This is a genomic window from Desulfobacula sp., assembly GCF_021107415.1.
Genome location: NZ_JAIOSW010000487.1, coordinates 1 through 7065 on the forward strand (window position 1 = coordinate 1; position 7065 = coordinate 7065).

At 40.4% G+C, this 7065-nt stretch carries 5 protein-coding genes; all 5 read left to right on the plus strand.

The genetic code is table 11. The features are described from left to right. The first annotated feature begins 278 nt into the window (after positions 1-278). Positions 279-755, plus strand: coding sequence for a LysM peptidoglycan-binding domain-containing protein (locus tag K8S13_RS24390; protein WP_291466332.1), 477 nt, complete (start codon positions 279-281; stop codon positions 753-755). A 95-nt stretch (positions 756-850) separates the two neighbouring features. Beyond that, complete coding sequence (locus K8S13_RS24395; RefSeq protein ID WP_291466333.1) at positions 851-2185, plus strand: hypothetical protein; 1335 nt, start codon at positions 851-853, stop codon at positions 2183-2185. A 21-nt stretch (positions 2186-2206) separates the two neighbouring features. After that, positions 2207-4069, plus strand: coding sequence for a hypothetical protein (locus K8S13_RS24400; protein ID WP_291466334.1), 1863 nt, complete (start codon positions 2207-2209; stop codon positions 4067-4069). 10 nt (positions 4070-4079) lie between these two features. Then, on the plus strand, positions 4080-4850 hold the full coding sequence (locus tag K8S13_RS24405; protein ID WP_291466335.1) for a hypothetical protein: 771 nt from the start codon (positions 4080-4082) through the stop codon (positions 4848-4850). Between the two features lie 159 nt (positions 4851-5009). Beyond that, positions 5010-7065, plus strand: a 2056-nt coding sequence (locus K8S13_RS24410; RefSeq protein ID WP_291466336.1) for a HEAT repeat domain-containing protein, incomplete at its 3' end; no start/stop codon positions are given.

Below are 7065 nucleotides of genomic sequence, written 5' to 3' on the forward strand. Positions count from 1 at the left end.
CAAACCGGCATGATGTTTATCAGGAAGCAAAGTTGAAAAACCCTGAAAGATGGTCAGGCAAAACAAGAAATTGGAATCCTGCTACAGAGGTTATTTTAAAGAAATTTAAAAAAGTAAAACAAATTTCCGGAAAGATTAAGAAAGCTGCATAAATCGTTAAAAATGGCAGCGCATAGCAAAATATTCTCATGGGTGAGAATGGGCCTCAATTACCCGTCGGAACCCATGAGAAAATTTTGCGGTGAAATTGACAAATTATTTTAGGAAAAGGCGACAACTTGCTTGACATCCACCGCGTTGGGGGATGTGGTCAAGAATGGAATTCGAGGAGTATGGGGATCTCATTAGTGGGTGGTTTGAACAATACAGGCCAACCAGATTGTAATTTTATGGATGAACAATATGATGCATTAGGTGAATTTATTGATAACTTTCTCGAAGCCCACCCCAAACCTGAAAAAGTACAGATTATGGGTCACAGAGATTTGATAAAAATTACACGGTCATCACCAAAGGCCTGTCCGTGTTTTGATGTGGCCGAGTTTCTAACAGAGCGTAATATTTTGTCCGAAGATGAAGACTCAGGTCAATCCGAGCAAAACTCACCTCTGTCTTTACCTGAAAATTATGAAGTAAAGAGTGGTGATAGTTTATGGAAAATATCCAGGCTTTTTGGTGTCACTGTTGATTCACTTCGTGAGAAAAATGATTTGCAAAACGATGTTATTCAACCAGGTCAGGTTTTAATAATCTGATCTAATTTAATAAATATCTTTCAGATATAAAAAAAATCTTCGCTTAAAGGCGAAGGTGGCAGCCATCCCCTAATGGGGAACTAAGAGGTGATTTTATGCAACTACTCGATGCATCATTGGCTTTTGTTTTGACTTTAGCGGCCTTGGCGACCGTCGTAACCACGATTATGGAAGCGTGTTTTCGAATTGCAAGAATGCGTAAAAAAAATTTGATTGAGGTGATGAAATTACTGAACAAGGAATTAGGAAAAGGCTCATTAAAAATGAATCCTAAGGAGCGTTGGGAATTCTTTTCCAAAGTTGTTGAAAATCCAGCTGAAGCAGTTGATTTAGTTTCTAAAACTGGTTGGCAGAAGAGCGACAGCGACGAAGGAAAGGAGAAAGACCTAACCGATTTTCTGTCATCCTTTGGAAAGAGAGGCGATCGTAAAGGGATTTATGATAAAGTTACCCTGGAATACGTACTTAGGTGCCTCTCTGAAATCGCTTCCGTTAAACGCGCCTCCCTTGAAGCGAGCGATATGCTCAAGACGGAATTAAACCGCATTGCACGCAAATATGAGGAGTTCGGTTCGGCGGTTTCCGCCAGTTTTAAGCAAAATGCACAGGCCTGGTCCATAGGTATCGGTATCGTTCTGGCATTAGCTGCAAATGTTGACGGGATTCGTATTTTCGAGGCCTACCGAGCAGATCCCAAACTGGCTGATACTGTAATAGAAAAGCAGGAAGGCTTCATAGAAAAAAACCAGGAAGTCCGAGCAGCGATAAAAACCTTGAATGAGCTTTATTCAAGGAAGAGCGTAAAGGAAAACGAGATAGACACCGCAGAAAAAGCCAAAAAGGATTTGGATGAAATTAATCGCCTTAAAACGGAACTGAAGGAAATCCAAAACAACATCTCTGAACAATCAGAAATTGCTGCTATCCAGAAAACAATTCAGGACGCCAAAAATCAGGTTTCTGAACTGAGGGCGCTTGGAGTTCCCATTGGTTGGGATTTCTATCCAAACTGTCCCTTTGGAAAAGACGAAACCGAATTGTTGAAAGCCTGCCCTGATTGCAAAGATATAATTTTAGAAAACAAGGATATAAAATGCGAAGGGTTCGGTGCCCGTCTACTAAGCACACTAACACATGATTTTACAGGCTTCATGGTCTGGTTGATGAAGGTCATCATAACCGGAATTCTCATAGGACTTGGCGCACCGTTCTGGTTCGATGTCGCAAAACGCCTTTCCCAAATTCGCAGGGGATTGAAGAACCCGAATTCTTCAGCGGAAGATCGTCTTGCCGCCAGGGACGCCAATGGTGACGCTGACGAGCGGAAAAAAATCGTTGAGGATGTCGTTTCGGACACAATCATGGAAGCCACAGCTTCAGCGTTCGAGCAACCGTCAAAATTATTGGGTCCAAAGAGAATTATCCTTTAAATTTATCATTGGGGAGAAATTATGAATCACTCACTTATTATCTTCGGAATTCAGGCAACCTTAAGAGCAGCCCAGGCAGGCGCAGATCTTTACAGCGAACATTCCCGTGATCGGAAAGTGTTTTTGCCGGATCTGGAACTACCTGAAGATTCTAAATTTAATCAATTACGAATTTTTTTAAAAGAGCATCCTGACTTAATAGACAGTAATACAACATTTGCAGATATCTGGAACCCGGAAAAAAAACGGCCGAATACAACAGATCCTCAAAAAATTGATCCCGCTTATGCAATCATGCTGGAATTCAAAGCTGATGATCTTTTAAAGAAAAACGGAAAATCAGAAATCCAAAGAAAGCACGAGGCCAAGATGTTGGCTGCTGGCAGTATGGTAGAGCAATGGCGTAAAGACCGCAAACCGCCTAACGCTTTGGTCCGAATGGCACTTACTCTTACAGACATCGGGCTTGAATTTGTGGGTGCCAACCCCTCAATACTGGGAGTAAGTAGCCGGGGAGAGAAACTGATCTCTGCTTTTGCGTTGAATATGTCAGAGTTAATACCCAACAATGTCGCCGAATTTGGTCCTGAAGCAGATTTTGCTGACCGGGTATTGGGGATTTTCATGAGAGCCGGCCTTGGGAGCCTTTGTTCCAATTCATCTATTGTATTCAGCGATGAAGACATTGCAAATCTTTTTTCGGGCGTGGCCAAACCGATTGTCGATGCTCTTCCGGATAAACTTAATCAACAGATTGATTACAGGGATCTTGTAGATGCACTTGCCGGTCCTGCTGCTGAAGCAGCTTTCAAAATTCTGTCGGAAAACACCGAAACATATCTCGGCAAAGATTTCTCAAGTGATAAAGCACTTGGCGCCGTCACATCTGCGCTATTCAATGTAATCAGAGACACAGCAAATACTACCGAAAGCATAAAAGACGTATTCAGTGAACAGGGAGCAATTCGAATTTATCAGGCCTGCCTTGAGGTTGCTGTTAAAAGACCTGAACTGTTTATTGAAGAAGACAAGGATACCAAAGCCGAGTTGCTACAGGGGCTGTTAAGCGGAACTGCAGCCACACTGAGTCAATATCCCCGTTTTAAAGGGCCACTTGGAGCATCTCTGTTAGCTATGGCCATTGAGGTTGTGGGGAATAATGCACCAGCATTGTTAAAGCTCGACTCTGAAGAACCGTGGGAAAATGTTGCTAAAGGCTGCATTCAACAGATTTCTACAACTTTAGCAGGTGCTTTGAAACCGGATGAAAACGGATCTGTAAAAGGCGCGCTAAAAGTTTTTAGTAATGAACAGCTACTTGAATTGGGTCGTGTCATATTAACCCAGGCGGCTAAAACACCCGGGATGATGGGAGTCGACCGGACCGAAGTACAGGCCATCATTGAAAGTGTTGCTGCAGCCATGGCAGCAGACGATAACCTTCTTCTTTCTTCTGACGAATGGATCATAATAGCAGGGATTGCAGCCCAAAAAGCAGCTGCAAACCCTGGCAGACTTTTTGGATTGTCTATCGAGGATAATAGTGGAGCTTTGGCAGAAACTGTTATTAAATCTGTGCTGGACGTTGCCGGAAAAACGTGGATCTCCCACGGCCGTTCAGAGAAATCCATTCTTGTTGGGCAGACCTTGGTTTCAGCATTTGAAATTCTTTTTGATGCCTTGGCCGGGAATATCTCTGCAGTCATTCAGCAGCCAGAGCTTATTGACCAGTTTTTGAACCTTGTTCTTGCTACTGCATCGGCAAACCCGGAAAAATTCGGCAGTGATGGTGTATTAAAAATAATCAGAACTTTTATCGGCACGGTTATTTCCAAAGGAACCCTGCCAACGGAACACGAAATAATGGAAACTTTATCCGCATAGGAGGTTAAATATGAAAAAATATATAATTCGAATTTTTACCAGCCTGATAATTTTTGCAATGATGGGCTGCGCTACTGCCACAGATGTTCGGCAGGCAGCTGATCTCATCCGCACGGACAATGAATTGACCAGATTATTGGTGGAAGTTCGTCCTGTTGACCAGGATGCTGCCGCCACTTATTTAATTGGTGTCGCTTCACATGCAAAAAAAGAAGCAGATGCCCTAAAGGAGATTAAAGACAAACGAGCAGATGCCATTGCTTACTACCGGATCGCTGCAACCGCCTTTTGGCGAAGCGGCGAGTCCAATGTCGCCAACGAGCTGTTTACAACAACTAACGAGGGTATCTCTCTTTGCAAACAAATGGACAATCAGCAACCGGATCGGGACTGCCTTTTTTTAAGGCTTGTCATCCCATTTGCAGGGATAGAGTCAGTTGCAATAAATAATATCCCGAAGTTACTTGCTGACGTGGATTTTAATGATGAGGATATGACAGAAAAAGAAAAAAAAACCATGAAACAAATTTTCACGCTCTTGAGTTCTAGCAAATCTTTAGTCCAAAAAATACTTAAACTCGAAGCAGATAAAAGTCTTCTCTCACATCCTAGTATGGAGAGCTATTATTCCCGAAATAAAAAAAAAGCAATAGATTATTTTGAAGGCAATGCATCGGAATTTAGTGTCAAAGTAGATGAATTTTATAAAAACCTTGGGGATCATGAACCCACGCTTGGAATAACAAAAGAAGATGCTTCTAAACTTGAAAAATTAAAATAATCGAAAATGGGCCTTCTAAAGGATTAATCCTTGATTTTCAACAATCAACATGCACCGGATTTCACCGGTGATGTTAGCAGGACTCACGTATAGGGTTGTAGTTTACCTTTTCCTTCGGAACATAAAGAATACGGAAAGCAAATTTCAAGGGCAAATACAATGAAAAAGATACGAGCTATAATGTTTTTCGGATTAGCAATGCTTTTACCCACAAATCTAATAGCTGAAGCAAAAAAAATAGAACCCCAAAAATGGCAAATTGACGGTACTTTGGCAGCAATAGATGATTCATACCCTGAAGTTCAAGTGAGGTCATTAAATAAATTATTAGAGATGGGTGTATCTGAAAATAACATTCCCAAAGTAGATATTCATCAAATTGTTGAATTCCTAAAAAGCAGGGATAGCGATGTTAGGTATTTAGCCGTTAACCCACTGATAAAATTGAAAAATAGAGCTGTTACTTATCTTCCTCAGATCGCTAAACTACTAAAACATATAGACCCTTCCGTTCGATCCAGTGCTTTAGAAATATTAGGTAATATGGGAAAAACGGCAAAACACTATAGCCCTCAAATTGCAGACCTCCTAAATGATCGATCAATATATGTCCGTTCTGATGCTATCAGGACCTTAACCTTAATTCAGATGGAAGAGACAGATTCCCCGTATATTGCCGAGATTGTAAAACTATTAAAACACAGTAGCCATAGTACCCGCTTGAATGCTTTAAAAGCTTTGGGAGAATTCGGAGAAGCGGCTAAAGATCATATGCCCCAGATCGCAGAACACTTAAAGGACATTGACTATATATCCTGGTCTGCCGCTGATGCTTTGGGTAATATGGGAATAGCAGCCGCTCCTTACATTAGACAGATTGCAGAACAAGGCGAGAGTGTTAGTGTTCTTGTTAAGATAGGAAAAAATTCCAGCCATATTATTCCTCAGATAGCAAAACTTTTAGAACATGATGAAACGTATGTTCGTATTTTAGCTATAGATGTTTTAGCTAAGATAGGACAACCTGCCAAAGATCATATCCCACAGATAGCAAAATTTTTAGAAGATAATGACATTTTTGTACAAGACTCTGCTATAGAAGCTTTAGGGAATATGGGAAAATCAGCCATAAGTTATATACCTCAAATCAGGAAAATCTTAAATCGCGGAGGAATTTTCTCCAGATATTCATCCGTGAAAGCCATGATACAGATATGTATATCGGATAAGAAACATGTATATAAAATCATTGAGTTATTAGAAGATAGATATAGTGATGTCCGTAGAAACTCTGCTGTTGTTTTAGGTGAGTTAGGAGACGCAGTCATACCTTTTATTCCCCATATAGCCAAACTTTTAAATGACAGCGACAAGTATGTTGGTATTGCTGCTCTTAAGGTTTTGGGCCAAATAGGTAATCCAGCAAAGGATTATACTTCTCAGATGGTTGAACTTTTAAATCACCAAAACTCAGATATGCGTATAGCTGCACTTAATGCCTTGAATAAGATGGAGATATCATTTGTAAAACCATATGCAGATATCATTTTTGAATCTTTAAAAGATAGAGAAGGATATATCTCTATTTTGCATACAAGATTTTTAGGGAAGATGGGAGAAGAAGCCACCCCTTTTATTCCCTATATAGCCAAACTTCTATATGACAGCGACGAAGATGTTCGTACTGCTTCCGTAATGGCATTGTGTAAAATTAGAGCTAAAGAGTATACACCACAAATAATAACGCTTTTAAAAGACAGAAAAATTAGGGATACAGTTATTGATGTATTGGGAGATTTGAGAGAATTTATCACACCACATCTACCCCAGATCATAGCGCTTTTAAATAATGAGGACAAATATATACGTATAGCTGCTCTTAAAGCATTAGGCAGGATAGGGAACCCTGTTACACCACACCTTCCCCAGATCACAGCGCGTTTAAAGGATAAGGACGAAAATGTAAGAATTACCGCTGTTGAAACTCTATTTAAAATGGGTGAATCGGCCAAACCCTATATTTCAAGAATCGTAGAGTCGTTTACGGAAAAAGAATCCGTTTACCCTATTTATTATTTTATTAAAGCCTTAAAAGAAATGGGTCAGATGGATTTGAATCAGATATGCACTATTTCAAATATAATCTATTCTGAAGGGAAGAAACTGATACCCCGGTTGCGATTTATTCTTTATTATTTAGGTGGCGGAAAAGAAG